The sequence below is a fragment of the Vibrio sp. Hep-1b-8 genome, from assembly GCF_006124995.1.
Taxonomy (GTDB): Bacteria; Pseudomonadota; Gammaproteobacteria; order Enterobacterales; family Vibrionaceae; genus Vibrio.
Map to the genome: position 1 here is coordinate 1 of NZ_QEWN01000014.1, position 19570 is coordinate 19570.

At 46.0% G+C, this 19570-nt stretch carries 14 protein-coding genes; 8 read left to right on the top strand and 6 right to left on the bottom strand.

Annotation, left to right across the window (positions count from 1 at the left end):
- Both DA100_RS04465 and DA100_RS04470 read left to right on the top strand, forming a co-directional pair.
- On the top strand, positions 1 to 637 hold a 637-nt coding region (locus tag DA100_RS04465; protein ID WP_138971087.1), incomplete at its 5' end, for a transposase.
- Between the two features lie 228 nt (positions 638 to 865).
- The gene (locus DA100_RS04470) at positions 866 to 2776 is read left to right on the top strand and encodes a methyl-accepting chemotaxis protein (protein ID WP_138971088.1); all 1911 of its coding nucleotides are present in this window, start codon (positions 866 to 868) and stop codon (positions 2774 to 2776) included.
- 80 nt (positions 2777 to 2856) lie between these two features.
- Here the strand turns inward: DA100_RS04470 and DA100_RS04475 are convergent, their stop codons facing one another.
- Positions 2857 to 4062 carry an MFS transporter gene (locus DA100_RS04475; protein WP_138971089.1) on the bottom strand — a complete coding sequence of 402 codons (1206 nt, stop codon included), beginning with the start codon at positions 4060 to 4062 and terminating at the stop codon, positions 2857 to 2859.
- A 97-nt stretch (positions 4063 to 4159) separates the two neighbouring features.
- Here DA100_RS04475 and soxR point away from each other — a divergent pair, with 97 nt between their 5' ends.
- The gene (gene soxR, locus DA100_RS04480) at positions 4160 to 4624 is read left to right on the top strand and encodes a redox-sensitive transcriptional activator SoxR (RefSeq protein WP_138971090.1); all 465 of its coding nucleotides are present in this window, start codon (positions 4160 to 4162) and stop codon (positions 4622 to 4624) included.
- On the opposite strand, the gene DA100_RS04485 is transcribed toward soxR, so the two are convergent.
- Entirely contained in the window at positions 4598 to 5473 is an 876-nt protein-coding gene (locus tag DA100_RS04485; RefSeq protein WP_138971091.1) for an AEC family transporter, read from the bottom strand. The two genes, soxR and DA100_RS04485, sit on opposite strands and share 27 nt — an antisense overlap.
- 120 nt (positions 5474 to 5593) lie before the next feature.
- Positions 5594 to 6070 carry a peptide-methionine (S)-S-oxide reductase gene (locus DA100_RS04490; protein WP_138971092.1) on the bottom strand — a complete coding sequence of 159 codons (477 nt, stop codon included), beginning with the start codon at positions 6068 to 6070 and terminating at the stop codon, positions 5594 to 5596.
- A 540-nt stretch (positions 6071 to 6610) separates the two neighbouring features.
- On the opposite strand from DA100_RS04490, the gene DA100_RS04495 reads away from it, so the two are divergent.
- The 5 genes from DA100_RS04495 (at position 6611) to DA100_RS04520 (ending at position 14337) form a co-directional block, all read left to right on the top strand.
- Entirely contained in the window at positions 6611 to 7360 is a 750-nt protein-coding gene (locus tag DA100_RS04495; RefSeq protein ID WP_240800876.1) for an ABC transporter substrate-binding protein, read from the top strand.
- A gap of 4 nt (positions 7361 to 7364) precedes the next feature.
- Complete coding sequence (locus DA100_RS04500) at positions 7365 to 8723, top strand: GGDEF domain-containing protein (RefSeq protein WP_138971093.1); 1359 nt, start codon at positions 7365 to 7367, stop codon at positions 8721 to 8723.
- A gap of 189 nt (positions 8724 to 8912) precedes the next feature.
- On the top strand, positions 8913 to 9521 hold the full coding sequence (locus DA100_RS04505) for a YitT family protein (protein WP_138971094.1): 609 nt from the start codon (positions 8913 to 8915) through the stop codon (positions 9519 to 9521).
- Between the two features lie 535 nt (positions 9522 to 10056).
- Complete coding sequence (locus DA100_RS04515) at positions 10057 to 11202, top strand: efflux RND transporter periplasmic adaptor subunit (protein ID WP_138971095.1); 1146 nt, start codon at positions 10057 to 10059, stop codon at positions 11200 to 11202.
- Between the two features lie 9 nt (positions 11203 to 11211).
- On the top strand, positions 11212 to 14337 hold the full coding sequence (locus DA100_RS04520) for an efflux RND transporter permease subunit (protein ID WP_138971096.1): 3126 nt from the start codon (positions 11212 to 11214) through the stop codon (positions 14335 to 14337).
- Between the two features lie 72 nt (positions 14338 to 14409).
- On the opposite strand, the gene DA100_RS04525 is transcribed toward DA100_RS04520, so the two are convergent.
- The 3 genes from DA100_RS04525 to DA100_RS04535 are packed head-to-tail and all read right to left on the bottom strand — an operon-like array spanning position 14410 to position 19357.
- Positions 14410 to 17511 carry an efflux RND transporter permease subunit gene (locus DA100_RS04525; protein ID WP_138971097.1) on the bottom strand — a complete coding sequence of 1034 codons (3102 nt, stop codon included), beginning with the start codon at positions 17509 to 17511 and terminating at the stop codon, positions 14410 to 14412.
- Positions 17508 to 18824 (bottom strand): HlyD family secretion protein, encoded by a 1317-nt coding sequence (locus DA100_RS04530; protein ID WP_138971098.1) that lies wholly within the window; start codon positions 18822 to 18824, stop codon positions 17508 to 17510. The genes DA100_RS04525 and DA100_RS04530 overlap by 4 nt, the downstream gene beginning before the upstream one ends.
- A gap of 5 nt (positions 18825 to 18829) precedes the next feature.
- Positions 18830 to 19357, bottom strand: a complete 528-nt coding sequence (locus DA100_RS04535) for a TetR family transcriptional regulator (protein ID WP_138971099.1) — start codon at positions 19355 to 19357, stop codon at positions 18830 to 18832.
- Between the last annotated feature and the right edge of the window lie 213 nt (positions 19358 to 19570).

The following is a 19570-nucleotide window of genomic DNA, read 5'->3' on the forward strand; positions in this document are numbered from 1 at the left end:
GCATTGGCTTATTCCTATGCGCAAAGGGGCTCAATATACAACGGTTCGCAAACTGGGACGTGGAGAAGAATTAGTTGAGCTGAAGCTCTCTCCACAAGCAAAAAAGAAATGGTGTGATGCCCCGGAAATACTAGAGGCTCGCCTAATAACTAAGGTAGTTAAGGGGAAAGAAATACGACTGTTAACGTCAATGACAGACCCTTTACGTTACCCAGGAAAAGATATTGCGGAGCTTTACAGTCATCGGTGGGAGATAGAGTTAGGCTATCGAGAGATGAAGCAATATATGCTTCAAAACAGCCTTACTCTACGAAGCAAAAAACCAGAACTCGTTATACAAGAGTTGTGGGGGATGTTGCTAGCCTACAACTTACTTCGCTTCTTAATGTGCCAAATGGCTTACGACCAGAATAAAGTAATGCCTTATCAAATAGGCTTTAAGCAAGCGTCGTTGTTCTTAATAGGTCAGTTACAACTCCTTCCTGCTGTTGCGCCAGGTAGAATCCCTGAGGTAATGAACTACATACTCGATATGGCTGAGAGTTTTACGCTGCCAGAAAGGCGAGATAGGAGCTACCCAAGAGTGGTAAAAAGAAGGCCCAGTCGCTACGCGACTAGGCCTTCAAAAAGGTATTAAATGCTTCTTAACTGACAAGCATTAGCTCTAGGGGCTGCTTTTTTTGTGCCTGATGGCGATTTTATGCGTGTCAAACCAAGAAATGACAATCATCCATCATGAACTCGCGTTCTAGGCTGGATCTTTACCATATTCCTACCACAATTTACTTACAGATTTAATAATAAATTCGAGTGATTGGCTCTGCTCTGTAGTCGTTATGGCAATAGAGTGAATAAGGAATTTGTAATGAGAAATTTAGGATTTAGGAAGTTACTGCTTATATCGATCATCGCACTGGTGGTGTTTTCTGTGACGGTGTCGAGCTATGTTTCATACATTAAGCAGAAAGAGACATTGGTTGATCTGATCACTAGAAGCAATCAGGAGTATGTCAAAGCTCAAGCTGAGCAGGTCGGTGGCAAACTGAATGAAAAAGTGGCGGGTTTGGACAAAGTTGGGGCGTTGTTTGCGAATCAACCCATCACAGGCAGTGAACAAGAGTTCATTGATTTGACTCACTTGATAGCGGGTGGAATGAACCTTAACAGTTCTGTGGTGGCATTTACCAATGGTGATGCCTACTGGAACCAGACAGCAAACACGTGGCCGAATCACAAATACAATGGTGACGTTACAACTCGAAGTTGGTATCAGCTCGGAAGACAAAGTCCAACGGCCGCAATGACGGAGCCCTATTTAAGCAGTGACGGGGACACCTACTGGGTGTCGATAGTGCGCAAGACACTGAGTGGCATGATCTCAGTCGATATGCAGCTAGGGTTTCTCAACGAAATCGTTAAAAGTGCCAACGATATTCCTGGTGCATTCGCGATGATCCTTAATCACGATAATACCGTTCTGGCTTCTTCTCTCTCTCTGGTTAAAGCAGGAGAGAAGGCAGACAAATACGCTTGGTTGGCAAACGTTGCTCGCCAGTCAATCGGAGTGAATGAGGCGGTATTTGAAGGTCAGATTGACTCCGTCGAAAAACTATTTTTTTCGCACAAAATCAATGTTGCAGGTAAAAGTTGGTACTTCGTTACTGGGCTGGAGAAAGAAGTTGTTTTCTCTGATTTGGTGTCGGCGAAACAAGCCGCGATCGCCACGGCATCCATAGCAACCATGGTGAGTGTCATACTAGCAATGCTAATTATGCAGGTTCTTTACCGACCCATTTTAGTATTGAAACAGACCATGCTTGGTTTGAGCCAAGGAAACGGTGATCTCACTCAGCGCATCGAAGTCAAAACGAAAGACGACTTGGGAGAGATCTCGGAAAGTGTTAATTCGTTTATCGGTAGCCTGCAGAGCATGATGTTAGAGATTCGCCAGATGACGGAAAATCTCAATGAGAATGTCGATCGGATGAAAGATCAGAGTCAGAGGAATAGCGTTATTCTCCAAAATCATGTTCAAGAGACAGAGCAAGTGGTGACAGCCATTGAGGAAATGAACTCTACGGCTGATTCGATGGCAACGGATGCGGCGAATACGGCGCAATTGACTCATAAAGCGAGTGAGGCGAGTAGCGCTTCTAAGAATACCGTGACACAAGCGCAGAAAAATGTTCAAGAGTTAGTCGAAGACGTAAGCACGGCATCCGGAAACGTAAATAATATGGCGGCCGAGACGGATGGAATTAATACCATCCTTGGTGTGATTGGCGATATCGCTGAACAGACCAATTTATTGGCGCTAAATGCAGCCATTGAGGCGGCACGCGCAGGGGAGCAGGGACGTGGTTTTGCTGTGGTGGCCGACGAGGTCCGCAACCTTGCTAGCCGAACCAAAACCAGTACTGAAGAAATTGAAGCGGCGCTAGCAAGCTTGTTACGTGGCAGCCAATCCGTGGTGGATTCGATGGAATCGACCAAACAGAAGTGCGCCCAAACTGCGCAAGGGGCTGGTGAAGTGGCAGAAAGTCTCGATGTGATGAGTCAATTTGTGACGGATATAAACGACCTCAGTACCCAAATTGCGACAGCCGCAGAAGAGCAAAGTAGCGTTACTCAAGAGTTAAGCCGCAATATGAGCGCAATCAATGACATTGTTGGTGAGTTGGATGCCAATGGACAACAAGCATTAGAAGAGGCGCAGAGAATTTCAGATATGAATCAGACACTGAGTGATATCGTCGCTCGCTTTAAACTCTCGTAGTTCATTTGCTATTGGCTGAGAATATAAGAGGTACCTCCGTGTACCTCTTTGGTTTTTAATTGGAGAGAGACAATATGGGTTCAGTTGGCAATTTGAGCTTGTAAAGCGCGAGAGCGGTTGAGTTGAGACATGACCAATACCGCGAAAAACATAGTAAACGCTGCAATAGCAAAGCCCCATTGAGTCATATCGTATCGCGCCAAATACGCAATCAGGATGTAACTGACACTTTGTACAGATGTGGAGAATAGCACCAATCCACCCTCGACTCTGCCCCGCTGACTGACATCAATCGTATGATGCATCCAATTAGTGCGAGCGATACGATTTAAGGCATTAAAAAATCCAAACACTAACGTCATCATAAGGATGTACATTGGGTGTGTCGCGATGCTCATACCCACTAAGGACGCCGCTACGAGCGCCATTGAGTATTGCATGGTCGTTTGATGTGAGCTGAGTGAGAGCAGTCTGCTGACAAATATACCCGTCAGCAAAGAACCAAAACCAAAGGTGATGTTATAGCCCGCATACCAGTCTCCGGAAATGTCATTCTCAGCAAACCAAATGGGGACAAGTTTTCCTAAGAAAGTGAGAATTGGATAAGAAAGGCATGACATCAGCAGAAAAGCATAGAAGTGTGGCTGTTGAGCAAAGATGGTACGACTCTCTTTCATCTGTTCGACAAAAGAGTTTTGGTTGTTGCTACGCAGTTGCTGTTGATATGGTGTGACAATGTAACTCACAGCAGCGATAGCCGATGCAATGGCGGCAAACGTTGCAAATTCGACCATTCCCCATCTTTGCAGTAACACGACGCCTAATGCACCAGCACCAAGGGTTGTCGCCTGCATTACAATCTCTTGCTTACCTGAAATCGAAGCATATTCATGACGCTGATAGTTCTCTTGGGTAAACGCGTTGTTCGTCGACCAGGCTAAATTGCTACTGACCCAAAACACCAATTGAGCACCGGCGAGGAGCCAGTGAGAGTCGAGATTAATAAGATATGCGACCAATACGATGGTTGCGGTGAGAGACTGAACCACTTGAACAAGGATCAGCAATAATTTGCGTGAGTGACGATCAATTAAGGTCGCAAAAAATGGCGTGAGGACAAATGATGTTGCGGTACAGGTAAGCGCAACCAAGGCAATGAATGTTCCCATGTCGGGTGTGCTTAACATGACCCACGGCAAAGCCATCATGAAAAGACCGGATGAAATACCATCAAAAAAGCGTCCTGAAAGATAAGGCAAAGTTCTATTTTTCGTCACTAGTCTCATCGAAATATCCTTATGTAATCTGACTGAGTTAGTGCTACTGTAAAACCTCAAGTTAACTTGAGGTAAAGCGCGAATTTTAATTTATTTGGAGTGCAATATGGAAATGAGTGTGGGAGAAGTGGCGAAAAGAGCGCAAGTCAAAGTCTCAGCGTTACACTTCTATGAGCAAAAGGGATTGATCTTCAGTTGGAGAAATCAGGGCAATCAACGTCGCTATCATCGCAGCGTACTGAGGCGTATCGCAGTGATTAAAGCCGCTCAGGAAGTCGGACTAACGCTGGAGGAAATTGCGGAGTCACTGGGTCATTTGCCTAAGCATCAGGCTCCTAGCCGTCAGGAATGGGAGCAGATGGCATCCGGATGGAAAGAGCGTTTGGAGCACAGAATTCAGCAGCTTAAAGCTCTTCAAGATGATCTAGGTAGCTGTATCGGCTGTGGTTGTTTGTCTATGGAATCCTGTGCTATCTACAACCCTCAAGATATTCGTGCTGAAACGTTCAAAGGTAAAACCATGCTCACCAACCCTGAAGAGTGGTCACAAGGAGAGGGCGAACCCGAGTAACATTGGCAGTGTCAGCACACTAAAGAAGTTACTGAACAATACCATTGACGCGACTTTCGTTGGCTCAATCTGAAAGCGTTCAGCAAACAGATAGTTCATCACCGCTGGTGGTAGCATGGTAAAGAGCACCATCATTTGTAGTTGCATCGGCGGTAGAGGAATGAATAGATAGATCACCGTGAAAGCAGCTGCACCGGTTGCCAGTGATTGCAACGTACATAAGATTCCCACTTTTATGCCGCTCAACCTTAGGTTACACATCTGTGCTCCAAGCGAAAGCAGCATGACAGGAACAGCCGCCTGACCGAGTAACGAGGTCGCTTCATAGAGTGGTGTCCATACACCGATATCGGAAACGTTAAGGATTAGCGCTAAGCTTGCCGCGATAAAGATCGGCATCTTTACGATCTGTTTGAAAGGGTTACCTTCACTGAGGAGTGCTAAACCGAGGCTAATATGTAGGCAAGCCGAAACCACAAACAGTAAAACCGCTGACCCGAGCGCACTGTCTCCGAAAGTGTAAGTGAACAACGGGATAGCGAGGTTGCCACTGTTACGAAACATGTGTGGAGGCGCCCAAGCTTTATAGTTTAGCTTGGTGAGTTTGCACACGGGAAGCATGAGGATGCCAGGTAACAGCACCGCGATGGCGGCAGCGCTTAAAAGGGGCACTTGCTCAGTATCCAGAGGCATAGCGACCAGCGATGAAAATACCAACGCAGGGGTGAACGCATCCATATTTATACGGTTAATCGGCCTAAAGTCGGGTTTAAGCCATCTGCCAACGGAAAAGCCAACGGCAATCAGCGCGAACACAGGGAAGAGAATCCCGACCACTTGTTGAAACATTTCAATCCTTGAATAGCGTTATACAACTTTGACTAACTTACTGGATCTTAAATCATTAAAACAGGGTAATGTCGCTTTTAACGTCAATGTCAGTTGATTTACGCGCGGTTGCTCTGCTGACTACTTACGATATTTATGCAGCACATTGACGGGAATGTGACAGTAGTCATTTGGAAATCGAGTTAATCGATCTTGGTGCTCGTCATCGCTCTTGACGTAATTGGTCAGCAGCATCACTTCAACTGCAATTTTCTTGCTGTCAGGACGCGCAGCAATGTACTGGCGGGCTTGATTTAAGTGCTGCTCATCTCGGCTGTAAACACCGGTACGATACTTCTTACCGATGTCTTCTCCTTGCTGGTTAACGCTATAGGGGTCGATAATTTCGAACAGATAATCCATTAACTGTTCAACAGAGAGCAATTTAGGATCGAACTCAGTACGAACACATTCTGCGTAGCCATCATATTGCCCCGAGGTTGTGCTTGAGGTGCCATTGGCTCTACCAGCTTCAGTGGTGACAACGCCGGGTAAATGGCGCATAAACTCTTGCACACCCCATAAACATCCGCCTGCAATATAGATCTCGTGTAACAAAACATGGCTCCGTTGGTCGATATAGACTGGCAATTAAAACAAATTCCGCTGCCTAGGAATAGTGATCATTCGTCAAGTGAATCTGTACACAGATATAACAGGAAGCATGGAGAAAAAGAGAACAGGTAAGACGAACTGGCGGATCGGAAGGGCTGGTTTTTGTGAACTGGCGTTAAGTTTTAAAGAAATTATTCATGACAATCTGAAAAACTTGAGCTCTTGATTCACTTTTTTAATTCATAGGCTAAATTTATATGTGCTAGGTTTCTTATGCAAATGGATCTGCCAATGATACCGTTTATAAAGAATAATAAATTGGCGCTTAGTGTTTCTGTGCTTATGTTGTGCGCGGTAGCTTGGGGCGTGATAAACGAAGTGAAGATGAGTCAGATGACGACCTCTTCAAAAATAAGAATAGGGGTTTCTCTAACACCCTTATCATCGCCTTTTTTGGTTGCTGACCAACTGGGCTTTTTTAAATCCTTTAATCTAGATGTCAGCTAACACCCTTGTTCGAGTGGTGCCGCTTGTACAAACCTGATGCTAGATCGCAATGTTGACTATGCAACGGCATCGGAGTCTGTTGTGATGTTCCAAAGCTTTCAGAGTGATGATCTTTCTTTGCTTGTCAGCTTTGTTGAATCAGACAACGACCTCAAACTTCTCACACTCGTGCCTGCCAGTATTCATAGCGTTAACGAGTTGGAAGGTCGTAGGGTAGGCATCATCAAGGGCACGGCTAGTGAGTTCTATTTCGACTCGGTACTTATCAGCAACAATCTCAAGCATATGCCCGTAGAGAAAGTCTATTTGCAACCACACGAGATGGTACCGGCACTGCTTTCGTATCGAGTTGATGCAATATCGGCATGGGAACCAATGGGCTTTGAAGCGGATTTATTCTCTGTTGCGGATGTCGCGAATCTAGGGGTTAAAGGGATCTATCAATTGTCATTTAACCTGACTGCTCGCTCACCTTATCTAGAGTTTGTTGGTGATGAGCCGACCCGCTTACTACAGGCTCTTGATAAGGCGATTGAATGGATAAACAGCAACCCAGAGGAGGCGATTGCGATGATCGCGACACGACTTGACCTTCCGCCTAGCCAAGTCAAGTGGACATGGCAGGACTACCTGTTTCGCTTATCCTTGGGTAATTCGCTACTCTCAAACTTGCAATTACAATCTCGCTGGGCGATTGAAATGGGGTTAGTCGAAAACTCGCCGCCGGATTTCAGAGAGCTACTTTACCCTTATCCGTATCAGCAAGCGATGGAACTGAGGGATTGACGCTATGTTGGATTCTCTGTTCAAGAAAATGTTTATCCTTTCAACGACAACGATGATGTTGACGTTATTCATTGTTATCTCTTTCTCAAAGATACATGCCGAACAGAAGCTAACGAAATTCGAGCTGGATCAGCTTATTGAGCTACAACTGTGCGTCGATTTATTACGCAGCCAATTATGGGTGTTTAAACAGTTTGGTGACCAGCCAAGTTTGCATCAGGTCGAGATCGCACACGCTGAGTTGGACACTAAACTCACCGCTTATAAGAGTAGCAACATTCTCCTCGACAACATTCAACACATGAACCGAAGCCTTCATATTTTGCTACTGCAAGAAAAAGAGCTCTATTTTGATGGTTCTGGTAGACGCAAAGAAACGGATTCTGACGATATCAATGCACGTAACCTGCTGCATTCGCGCTACAACATGATCGTGCAAAACATGACAGAGGAGCTTGCTTACGTTCATCAGCTTGTCTTGAATCGTAACGTCACCAATCTACAGAGTGTTATGGCGACAGCTGCTGCGTGGCTGATCATCTGTTCCATTTTAGTGAGCGTCACCGCTTGGCTAATTTTGTTCCGTTTTAAATCGGGTGCAGAAGCAATGAAAGCAGCGATCATCGATCTTGCTAAGGGGAAATTGGACACCAAGGTTGAAGCGGTAAAAATGGACAGTGAGTTTCGTGTTATCGCCAGCTTTTTTAATCAAATGACCGTCTCGTTGTGTCGTTCGACGGTCACGCGTAAAGAGCTTGAAGAAGAAGTGCTCAGACAGACTCGACAGCTCAAACATAAGCAGGAGCAACTGCTGTTCTTATCCGAACATGATCCACTCACCAACCTAATGAACCGCCGCGCATTTGATAAACAACTTGAGAATGCGATGATCAAAGCTAATCGCAGTGGCTGTAAATTGGCGTTGCTGTTTATTGATCTCGACGAGTTCAAACAAGTTAATGACACCTATGGTCATGATGCTGGTGATGTGGTGTTAGTCAACATTGCGCAGCGATTAGAAGAGAGTGTACGCGAGTCGGACTTTGTTGGTCGTTTAGGTGGGGATGAGTTTGTTATCTGCTTAGACTTGCTTCACGATCTGTCCATTGTCGATAAAAAAGTTCAGCAAATCATAGACGTCATCAGTCAGCCGATTGTATTTGACGGCCACACGCTCGTGATTGGGGCGAGTGTTGGTGTTAGCCATTATCCTGAACAGACCAAAGATAAAGATTCATTGCTCAGCTTAGCTGACGAAGCGATGTATAGCGCGAAAGGTCGCAGTGGGAGCGAGGAGAAGGCCAGTAAGCCAACGACCTCTTCAGAGTCAAATGTGGTCAATTTATCACAACGCTCTAAGTAACCTTAACCTCTAGTGTACATTTTGTTTAACACAGCCCTTACAAGTGATTTCCTGTCAGATCTCGACATTTTTGTCATTAATCGACATCTTATGCGGGTTTGATTCACCAGTTTGTGAATCTGATTGCCCATCGAAATACGTCGCCGTGATGCCTATTTCGATTTTGGTACTAATGGATAGGAAGTCTAAATGGATAAAGAACATAGTTTGCGCGAAAACTTACTTGCGCTTGTTTTGGGTAGTGCTCTGGTCTCACTGGGCGTTATCTTTTTCAATAAAGTCGGTCTGCTGACAGGCGGTACTGCGGGATTGGCAATTTTCCTGACTAAGGTGAGTGATTTCAGTTTCGGCCAAATCTTCTTTGCGCTCAACTTGCCGTTTTACATTTTATCCGTCACCCGAATGGGATGGCGATTCACGCTCAATACCTTCATTGCCGTTACTATTGTTTCATTCGCGGTTGACCACTTACACCATGTCATAGAGATTGCCCGCATTGACCCATTTTATGCGGCGCTTCTTGGCGGAGGGATGATCGGTATTGGGATGCTGGTGATATTCCGCCACAAGATGAGCTTAGGTGGATTCAATATTTTAGCGCTGTTTCTGCAGGAGCGATTTGGTATTCGTGCGGGTAAAGTGCAAATGGCATTAGACTGTACGATTGTGATCATGTCTTTGTTTATTGTCGATATTTCGTTGATTGCTCTGTCGGTAATGGGCGCAGTCGCGACCAACTTGATTCTGGCAATGAACCACAAGCCGGGTCGTTATCAACCCCAAGCAACAACAGCATAGAAAAAGGCTTAGCTTCGGCTAAGCCTTTTTTATTTAGCAATGGGATTGGCTATGACTCAAGGCGTTAGTGAAGTGCTGAAAATCCTGGTCAGACAAAGAGTAGCCATCATTGCAAGCGGCGTGCAGAGTCGCAGTAAACTCCATATTAAAATAATCAAATAGACCGTGAAACAGCCCATGAAATATCGGGCATATTTGCCTCATCAGGTTTTATTGTAATCACTAGTAGGTAAATTTCACCTACTAGTGATTACATTCACCAACTGCATAGTTAGTAAGTATTAATTACTCCTGTGGAAGCTTTTATTTATCAGGGACTTAATTTTGGCACTGCAATTGCTATCGCCTAATTAGGTATTCAATGTATGAACAAAAATGAGAATTGATAAGGATTTATTATGAACGTCATTTATTGGGTGTATAGTGTGGGCTGAATTGGTGCAAAACCTCTCTACATACGTATATAAATTCTATTGCTCGGTGAAGTCAGCCGAGATTGCACAAATGTATTATTACAAGCGGATAAGGAATTCAAATGACAACTAAGCCGTTACGTTGGTTACTGCCATTTATCACGTTAGGGGCTGCTTATGCGGGCTACTCAGCTATCGCTTCAAGTGCACCAGAGTCACTAGAGAGTAAGCTACCCAAAGCACCACCAGTCGTCACCGTTTCTAAAGTTCAATCGAGTGACCACAAGGTCGTGATTACTAGCCACGGCGAGCTTCGACCTGTGGAAGTCACTCAACTTTCAGCCCAGGTGTCAGGTGAGGTAATCAGCTGGCACGCCAACTTTGTCGTTGGTGGTATTGTAAAACGAGGCGAGGTCCTATTCAGTATTGAAAACGACAACTACCAAGCGGCGGTATTGCAGGCTGAAGCTCAGTTAGCGAGTGCACAAGCAGCGCTTATCGAGGAGAAAGCAAAAGCCGAAGTCGCAAAGCGTCAAGCGAAGAGTATGCCTGAAAAACAGGTCACAGATTTATATCTCCGTAAACCGCAACTGCTCAGTGCCAATGCCCAAGTGAAATCTGCACAGGCCGAGCTAAAAAGAGCGAAACGTGATTTAGAAAACTGCCAGATCATCGCACCTTACGATGCACTGGTAGTGTCGAGGGATATTGGTGTTGGTCAATTCATCACTCCGGGTGCTCACGTCGCAACGTTAAATAACGTCGAAGCGGGTGAAGTGCATATTCCAATCGCAGGCTTTGACAGTGCTTTCTTGCCACAAGACTACGCAGGAACATCAGCTCAGATCATTCAGCGCGGTATCGAAAATACCTTCCGTGAAGGTGTTATCGACCGTGACCTCGGTGTAGTAGATAGCAGCACAAGGATGATCAATATGGTGGTTCGCGTCGAGAATCCTTACGCCATTGATAGTGATCAGCCCGCGATGAAATTCGGTTCTTATGTCGAGGTGCAGTTCGCAGGCAAAGAGCTGAAGCATATTTACCGTCTGCCGCAAGAACTGGTTAACAATCGTCAGGTTTGGGTGGTTAACGACAACAATCAGTTAGAACCAAGAACCGTTAATGTGTTGCGTGCAGAAAAAGAGTTCATGCTGATCAATCAGGGATTAAATGATGATGACATGTTAGTCCTCACTGTGCCTGAGTATCCGCAGCAAGGGTTACAGGTCGAAGTTGCTGCGAAAACTAACCAATCAAGCATGTAGGGTTTGAGCATGGAAGAGACGAAACAAACAGGGCTGATTGCCTATTTCGCCAACAACCCTGTGGCGGCAAACTTGCTGATGGTGTTCATTCTTATCGTCGGGACGGTGAGTTTTTTCTTCATACAAAGACAAATGTTCCCCAACATTGAGGTCAACTACATCAATGTCAGCGCACAGTATCCGGGGGCGTCACCACAAGAAATTGAAGAGAGCATCCTAATCAAACTTGAAGAGTCGTTGAAGGATGTCACGGGAATTAAAAAAGCGGTATCCACGGCATATCGTGGTAGCGGTAACATTGAGCTGGAAGTGAACGTTAATGAGAATATCGATGATGTTCTCGATAAGGTTAAGCAGAAGGTCGATGCCACTTCGAACTTCCCAGATGCCATGGAGCCGATTCAGGTTTACCAATACGAGTGGCGTCAAGATGTCATTGAGATGGCTCTGGTCGGTGATCGCAGTTTACTTGAGCTAAAGCCGATTGCTAAACAGATTGAAGATGAGTTGCTACAACTGGGGAATGTGGCTTTGGTTGATTTAGGGGCGCCTGATTACGAGATCGCCATAGAAATCGAACCTCAAGTGCTGCAAAAGTACAGTTTAACGCTCAATGACGTTAGCAACGCGATTAAGCGTTACTCAGCGAACTATTCTGCGGGTGAAGTGCGCACCAATGCGGGAATGATCTCGGTACGAATAGAGAATCAGTATTACAGCGGTGAAGAGTTCCGCGATATTCCAGTCAAAATTGGTAACAATGGTGGCAAGGTTCTTTTACAAGATATCGCCACGATTAAAGATGGCTTTACCGAAGATGATCGATACTTCAAGTATTCGGGTCAAAACGCGATGTACCTTTCGGTTAAGGCGACAAAAGATCAAAACATGGTCGCCGTTGCGGAGTCAGTCAAAGCGTATATTGAGCAAAAGAATCAAACGTTGCCAGCCGATCTGAAGATCAAAACTCTGGTTGATATGACCTATTATCTGAATGCGCGTTTAGACATGATGTTGAAGAACCTACTGCAAGGTGCGGTTTTGGTCGCACTCATGCTTAGTCTATTCTTGCGCGTTAAGTTAGCAATGTGGGTGATGATCGGTCTGCCTGTCTGTTTCCTCGGCGCGGTGATGGTGATGCCTGCGATTGGTGTCAGTATCAATATTATTTCACTGTTTGCCTTCATTATGGTGCTGGGTATTGTTGTCGATGACGCGATAGTGATTGGCGAGAGTGCTTATAGTGAAATCGAGAAAAAAGGTGGCGGGGTTGAAAATGTGGTTCGAGGCGTAAAACGCGTCGCGACTCCTGCGACCTTTGGTGTTCTTACCACCATGGCAGTATTCGCTCCGTTCTTGATGTCTAAAGGTATTGAACGCGCCTTCTTCTTTGGTATCGCGTCGATTGTTATTCTGTGTTTGTTCTTTAGTTTGATTGAGTCGAAGTTGATTCTTCCGGCGCACTTGGCACATTCTAATTTCACTCCAATCAAGAAAGGCAGTTGGCGAGATCGATTCAATACTCGTTTCTTTGCATTCATCAATGGGCCGTACAAACGTTTTGTCACAACCTGTACCTACTGGCGTTGGAGTGTGTTTGCTGGCTTTGTCGCGATACTCGTTATCAGTATCGCGATGGTGATGGCGAGTTACGTTCGAATCGTCCCGTCACCTAAGGTACCTCATGATTTCCCAAGTATTAAGTTGGTGATGAACGACAATGTTTCTAGCGAACAGACGATAGACGCGTTGAAACTCATCGAATCGACGGTTCTGACGATTGATAAAGAGATCGAACAAGAGACGGGTCAGAAAATGATTCGTGACATCCTCACCTTTAGTCAGGGTAGAAAAGAGGGGCGCTTGGTGATTCCTTTGGTTGATGAGGAACTGAGACCATTTACCACATTTGAGTTGGCGCGAAGATGGCGCGAACGTCTGCCAGATATCCCAGGGCTCAAGATGCTGAATGTATCCGACAACGTTAACGATGATGAGAAAGGGGATGAGTTCGGATTCTTGCTTTATGGGTCGGATATTGAAAGTCTGAATGCGGCTGGACGCGATCTGATTTTGACTCTGCAACAGCAGAAAGGCTTGTTTGATATCTCTTCATCTATTGATGCGGGTAGTCAGGAAGTTCTGCTCTCTCTCGCACCAGTTGCCTACGATCTCGGTCTGGATCTCTTCGATATTGCCACTCAGGTCGGTGGGAGTTTTTACGGTGGCGAAGCACAACGAGTGCTACGCGATGGTGAAGAAATTAAAGTAATGGTTCGCTACCCACAGTTGACTCGTGAAGCGTTCTCTTCACTTCGATATGCCGTCATTACGACTCCAGAAGGCAAAAAGGTGATGCTGGGGGATGTGGTCGAAATTAATCAGCAACCTGGCGTGAGCAGTATTCGACGAGAAGGTGGCTATCGCAGTGTGTATGTCTATGGTTCTATTGATGAGGAACTGGTTGAGCCGAATCAGGTTGTTGGTCAGATCTCCGATGAAATCATTCCAGACATTTTGACATCTTATCCCGGCGTTAAGAGCCAACTTGGTGGCTCGATAGAAGAGCAACAAGCTCAGCAAAATGAGCAAAAAATCTTCTTTGTTGCTGGCATGATCATTGTTTATATCCTGCTGGCTGTGCCGCTCAAGAGCTACACTCAGCCGCTGATCATTATGTCTGTCATTCCGTTTAGTCTAACTGGGGCGATCTGGGGACACTATTGGTTTGGACTCGATCTGAGCATGATGTCGACATTTGGTCTTATCGCTGCCGCGGGGGTGGTGGTTAACGACTCCTTGGTGATGACAGATTATGTCAATCAGGTTCGAGCGCAAGGCGTGACGATCAAAGAAGCCGTGATAGAAGCTGGCTGTGCTCGATTCCGAGCCATCATACTAACTTCCATTACTACCTTTGTAGGTGTACTGCCGATTATGTTTGAAACCAGTCTTCAGGCAAGGTTTGTCATACCTATGGCGGTCGCACTCGGTTTCGCCGTTTTGTTTGCAACACTGCTGACGCTGGTTCTCGTCCCATGTCTCTATTTGATGTTGGAGGATATCAAAGGCGTGTTTGGCAAGCTAAAACGCCTGTTTCCACGAGCGAAAGCGAAGGCACAAACCACGTCTTGAGCAATGTTCTCGGTAGATAAAAAATAAGCCAGGCATCTTGTCTGGCTTATTTTTATTTTAATGTTTCGACCATCAGATTTCTTGATGTTTATGAACCAAACCGAAGTCAGCCAATACGGCGTAGGCGGCGGGGATCATAAACAACACTAGAAGTGTGGAGGCAAAAATACCAAAGACGATAGAGATCACTAGTGGTTGAATCACTTGCGCCTGCAAGCTGGTTTCAGTGAGCAGTGGTAGCAAACCCGCAGCCGTAGTCATCGACGTTAAGAAAACCGCGCGGAACCTCTCTCTGCTCGCTTTTACAACCGAGTTATGGACATTGTCTCCTTCATCCACATGGTGACGGATATACTGCACCAGCAGGATAGAGTCATTGACCACTATCCCCGCCAAAGAAACAAATCCCATCATACTTGGCATGCTGAGTGAGTGACCAAGCAGAATATGTCCCCATACTACACCGATAAAAGCGAGTGGAATGGCGAGCATAACCACAAACGGTTCTAAGTAGCTGCGGAACTGATAGCTCAAGATGGTGAATACACCGAACAGTCCGAGCAAGAAGCCTTTCGCCATCGAAGAACTGGTTTCTGCGGTGTCTTTTGCTTCCCCTTCAAAATCAAAGCGTAGCCCCGGATACTTAGCCATTAACTTAGGCGCTTCATCTTTCTGGAACTGATTGATGATAGCGGTTGAGTTGACTTTGGTATTGTCTGTGTCACCAAAAACACTGATGGTTCTCAATCCGTCAATGCGCTGTATGCGTACATAGTTTCTCTGGAAATCGAGCGTCGCGATGGTTGCCAAGGGAATTTGGCTACCGTCAGCGACAATGATCGGGAAGTTAGCTAACTGCTGTAGATCGCCCGCTTGAACCTTATTTAATCGCACCTCAACGGAGATGTTTTCGACGCCAACCTGAATCTCATCGGCCGTTTGACCAAAGAAAGCGGCTCTCAGTTGGTTGGCGATAAGCTGACCATTGACTCCGTAGGTTTCAGCGCCCGGTCTTAGTTTGACGAGCACCTCTTCCTTGCCCATGCGCATGTCATCGAGTACGCCGTGAACGCCATCAAACTCTTTTAAGTACTGCTGAATATCGATCGAGGCCGCTTTTAAGGCGTTAAGATCATCATGTTCGGCGCGGATTTCAATGGCTCGTCCTCCTGGTCCCATAGTGGGTTGTTTAAATACCAGAGAGATAGGATCGGCGAGCTCTCCAATATCTTTTCTCCATGCGGCAATAAACTCATCGATGACTGTGTTGCGGCTTTCTGCCCCGAGCAAGTCAAGCCTGACGGTCGCGATATGAGGGCCAGACTCGTTGGCGTCCGCGTTGGCGTTAAACTGACTGGTAATATGCTCGATCAGCGGTGTGCCATTTTCGACAGTTTCACTCCACTCTTTATCAAGCTTACGAGCGGAAGCGACGATTTTATCGACCACAGCTTCGGTCTGGGAGAGAGACGAGCCGGGAGGTAAAATGATACGAGCTTCAGCGATATCGCCATCTAATTCTGGAAATGGTTGGAATTTAAGTAGTCCACCAGCAATGGTGGCTATTGAAATCAGAAGTAACGCGACGATACTACCGAGGAAGGCGTAGCGGTATTCGACCACTTTTTCGACACCATAGACTAGGGTGGTGTTACGGAAGTTCTCAAACTTATCGAGGAGCTTTTGTTTGAACTTAGCAGGTGGTTGATCGTTTTTTTCTCGGTGTAACGAATGGGATAAGTGGTTAGGCAGGATTAAAAATGCTTCCACCAAGCTTAACGTTAGAACCAAAATGAGCACTTGCGGAACGGCTTTCAGAACCGCCCCCATCTCTCCTTCGAGAAACAATAGACTGCCAAAGATACACACAGTGGTTAGGAACGAAGAGATAACGCCGGGCAGAACCTTTTTCACCCCTTTTATCACAGCGTCATCCACCTCTTCACCACGATCTAGGTGTGATGCGATAGACTCGGCGATCACGATAGCATCATCCATCATGATGCCTATTGCCATCAGAAGACCCACCAGCGACATGATGTTGATTGACAGTCCGAGTTGTGCCATTAAGAACAGACCGCCAAGAAACGCGACTGGCAAACCGGCGGCAACCCAAAATGAGTAACGAAGAGTGAAGAACAACCACATGGTAGCAAACACTAAGACAATACCTTGCCAGCCGTTGCGTACCATCATAGTTAAGCGATCCCAGAGTACGGATGAGAGATCATTGGTCAGCTCAAGTTTGACACCCATGGGCGCAATAGCCTGTTGTTCTTCCACAAACTGGGCGACACGCTCTTTGATACGCAGCGCATCATCTTCTTTGTTTTTACTGACTTTAAGCAGTGCAGAAGGATGGCCATCGAATAGCACTTTTTGTTCGTCCAGTTCGAAGCGATCAGTGATGGTAGCGATGTCTCTAAGACGTATGAGCGATACATTGGGGCCTGAACCGACAACAATGCTTTCCATTTCTTGTGGAGTGATGCGTCGCTCATCAAAACGGATCAGGAAGTTTTTGTCGGGAGTTTCAACGTTTCCGCTTGGTAGCTTGATATTCTGACGACCAATCTGATCAGCGATATCGCCAACACTGAGACCCAATTGACGCATCGCTTGCCCATCAAGCTCGACTCTAAACTGGTGATCCGAAAAGCCTGCTACATCGACCAACGAAACATCATAATCGAGCTTTAACGTTCGTTTAAGCTGTTCGGCATACGCTTTTAGCTCAGGCCAAGTGGTATCGGCAGTAATCGCGACATCAACGACAGGCTCGTTCCAGTCTAGTTCTTGAACGACAGGGGACTCAATCTGTTGAGGGAAGTCATTGATAGAGTTAATTTGAGTCTGAACATCAACCAGCATCCGACCAATATCGGCTTTCTCATTGAGCTTGAGGATCAGGCGCGCTGAACCTTCAACGGCTTCACATTGGGTCTCTTCAATATTGGCTAATCCATCGACGGCATCTTCCATTCTTACACAGATGCTCTCCTCGACTTCTTGAGGAGATGCACCCGGGTAGACGACGCCGGCCATAATATAGGGTGGATCAAACTCGGGGAAAGTCTCCCTTTTGATGTTGGGTAATGAGGTAAGGCCGAGTACTAATAGGGCGAGCATCATCAGGTTGGCGGCTGTCGGATGCTTGGCAAAGAATCGGATCATTGCGTTGACTCCTGATCGCTACTGTTCGCTGTTTTAAGCAGCATCCCTTCAATGGCAGGAAGAAGATCATTAACAATCAGTTGATCCCCTTGGCTAAAATCACCATCGATGACTACTTGGTTGTCTCGGCGATACAGTACTTCGACAGCATGGATTTCCAACTGGTTTTCCTGATTCATCAGATAGATTTTGTCACCGTGCAAAGCGCGTTCAGGGATGACCCAACTTGGATTGGCCTGACCTTCAATGACCGCTCGGACAAACATACCGTTGACCAGTGGCGGTGCGGACGTCGGGTTGAGGTTGCGGTAGTCTTGCTCGATTTCTAGAATCACGCCCGCTGTTGCCTGATTTGGGTCAACCGTTTCACTGATACGGGCAACTTTGGCAGGCCATGTTGCCTTCAAGCTTCCGCTACTTAGTTCGATATAGGCATCAATGAAGGTCATGTCAGGCTGAGGAATCCCATTCGCATCACGGCCAAACTCTCCAAGACTAGATGCAAGGGTCTGCATGTCGTGAATCGATAACTGCGCTTCAACTTCCATCACGCCCATACCATGTGCGGTGACCATCGTTTGCTGGAGGTTCACAACTTGATTTTGCTCGACATCGACTGAGGCAATTCGCAGATCATACGGAAGAGTAATAATGGTTTTCTCAAGGGAACGCTGTGCTTCATCAACTTTCGATGCATTGACTTTAACTAAGGCTTGCGCGACACGTTTTTCATCTGGCATCAGTCCAATTTGGTTTTCGATGTCCAGAACCAGTTTGCGTTGTGATAACGCACTTTGCTCTTGTTGATCGACATCTGACTGAGATGTCAGCCCTTTAGTGCGCAGATTCTGTTTCCGTTGTAACTCTTTGTTCGCAATCTCAAGTCGGTTACGTTCGATCTTTAAGGTTTGTTTAAGGTTATCTTCTTCTTGATTCAGCTTAGCGAAAGAGGTTTGAGCAGATTTGAGATCAGCCTGAGCTTGAACCAGTTTTAGTTCATAATCGAGTGGGTCGATACGCAGGATTTCTGTTCCGGCTTGAAGAACCTGCCCTTTTTCAAGTCTCGGATGGCGGAAGACGATTTTACCTGTGACCTCGGCGATCGCTTTCCACTCTAATTTAGGGGCAATTTTACCAAACCCGATAGCCTGCGGAGCCATTGACTTGAGTTCTAACGTTGCGGTTTCGACTAAACGGGCGCGATCGCCAGCGGGTTTAACGGGCAGATCAGGTTTCATTTTTACCGCGATAATCAGGGTGATCACGCCAACAGCGAGTGCGGGGAAGAACAGTAGTTTCTTGTTAATTTTCATTGATGTTAATCCTGCTGGTGGTTGGATTGCAGAAATCCGTGAGTCATGAGTTTGATGTTGTGTTCGAGCAGTCGGTCTAAGAAGGCTTCATTCAGTTCAATGCCATGAATCGCGAGCAAAGCAGGCGGTGCAATAAACGGAAAGACCATCAGACTGATGTAGGAGACTTTACACAGTTTCGGGTCAGCATCTGGCCTGAGGATTTTGCCCTCAACGAGTTTCATAAACATAACCTGTTGCATGGGTTGGCTGATATCGAGAAAGTTCTTCTGAGAACTCTCTTTTAACAGTACCTGCATTTGCCGTCGCATTGGCTCCAAGGTTTCACGCAACATGGTTTCAAATAATCCTTCTTTGTTACCGAAGTAATAGCGGATCATGGCAACATTGACGCCTGCGCGGTTGGCGATAAGTCGAGTCGATACCTTATCGTAAGCCATGACAGTAAACAGCTCTCTGGCTTGATGGATCAGTTGTTGTCGAGCATCGATACTGTCACTGGGACGTCCTGCTTTACGTGGCTTAGTCGTCACACCAAAATCTCTTATATTAAACAGACGATTAATTATAGTGTGGCTATGATTTGTTCGACACGACAAAAATTAATCAATATTTAAACAAGTGATTAATTTGTGACGTATCGCGTAAGTGGACATGCTAGAAAAGAAAATGCCCGTACAGTGGGCAACTGCACGGGCTAAAAAGGGCAACAATTCATATTGTTTGTTTGGAGATTGTTGGTCCAT

Coding starts and splice junctions, on each gene's coding strand:
- DA100_RS04470 (WP_138971088.1), top strand. CDS start 866: ATGAGAAATTTAGGATTTAGGAAGTTACTGCTTATATCGATCATCGCA.
- DA100_RS04475 (WP_138971089.1), bottom strand. CDS start 4,062: ATGAGACTAGTGACGAAAAATAGAACTTTGCCTTATCTTTCAGGACGC.
- soxR (WP_138971090.1), top strand. CDS start 4,160: ATGGAAATGAGTGTGGGAGAAGTGGCGAAAAGAGCGCAAGTCAAAGTC.
- DA100_RS04485 (WP_138971091.1), bottom strand. CDS start 5,473: ATGTTTCAACAAGTGGTCGGGATTCTCTTCCCTGTGTTCGCGCTGATT.
- DA100_RS04495 (WP_240800876.1), top strand. CDS start 6,611: ATGCTAGATCGCAATGTTGACTATGCAACGGCATCGGAGTCTGTTGTG.
- DA100_RS04500 (WP_138971093.1), top strand. CDS start 7,365: ATGTTGGATTCTCTGTTCAAGAAAATGTTTATCCTTTCAACGACAACG.
- DA100_RS04505 (WP_138971094.1), top strand. CDS start 8,913: ATGGATAAAGAACATAGTTTGCGCGAAAACTTACTTGCGCTTGTTTTG.
- DA100_RS04515 (WP_138971095.1), top strand. CDS start 10,057: ATGACAACTAAGCCGTTACGTTGGTTACTGCCATTTATCACGTTAGGG.
- DA100_RS04520 (WP_138971096.1), top strand. CDS start 11,212: ATGGAAGAGACGAAACAAACAGGGCTGATTGCCTATTTCGCCAACAAC.
- DA100_RS04525 (WP_138971097.1), bottom strand. CDS start 17,511: ATGATCCGATTCTTTGCCAAGCATCCGACAGCCGCCAACCTGATGATG.
- DA100_RS04530 (WP_138971098.1), bottom strand. CDS start 18,824: ATGAAAATTAACAAGAAACTACTGTTCTTCCCCGCACTCGCTGTTGGC.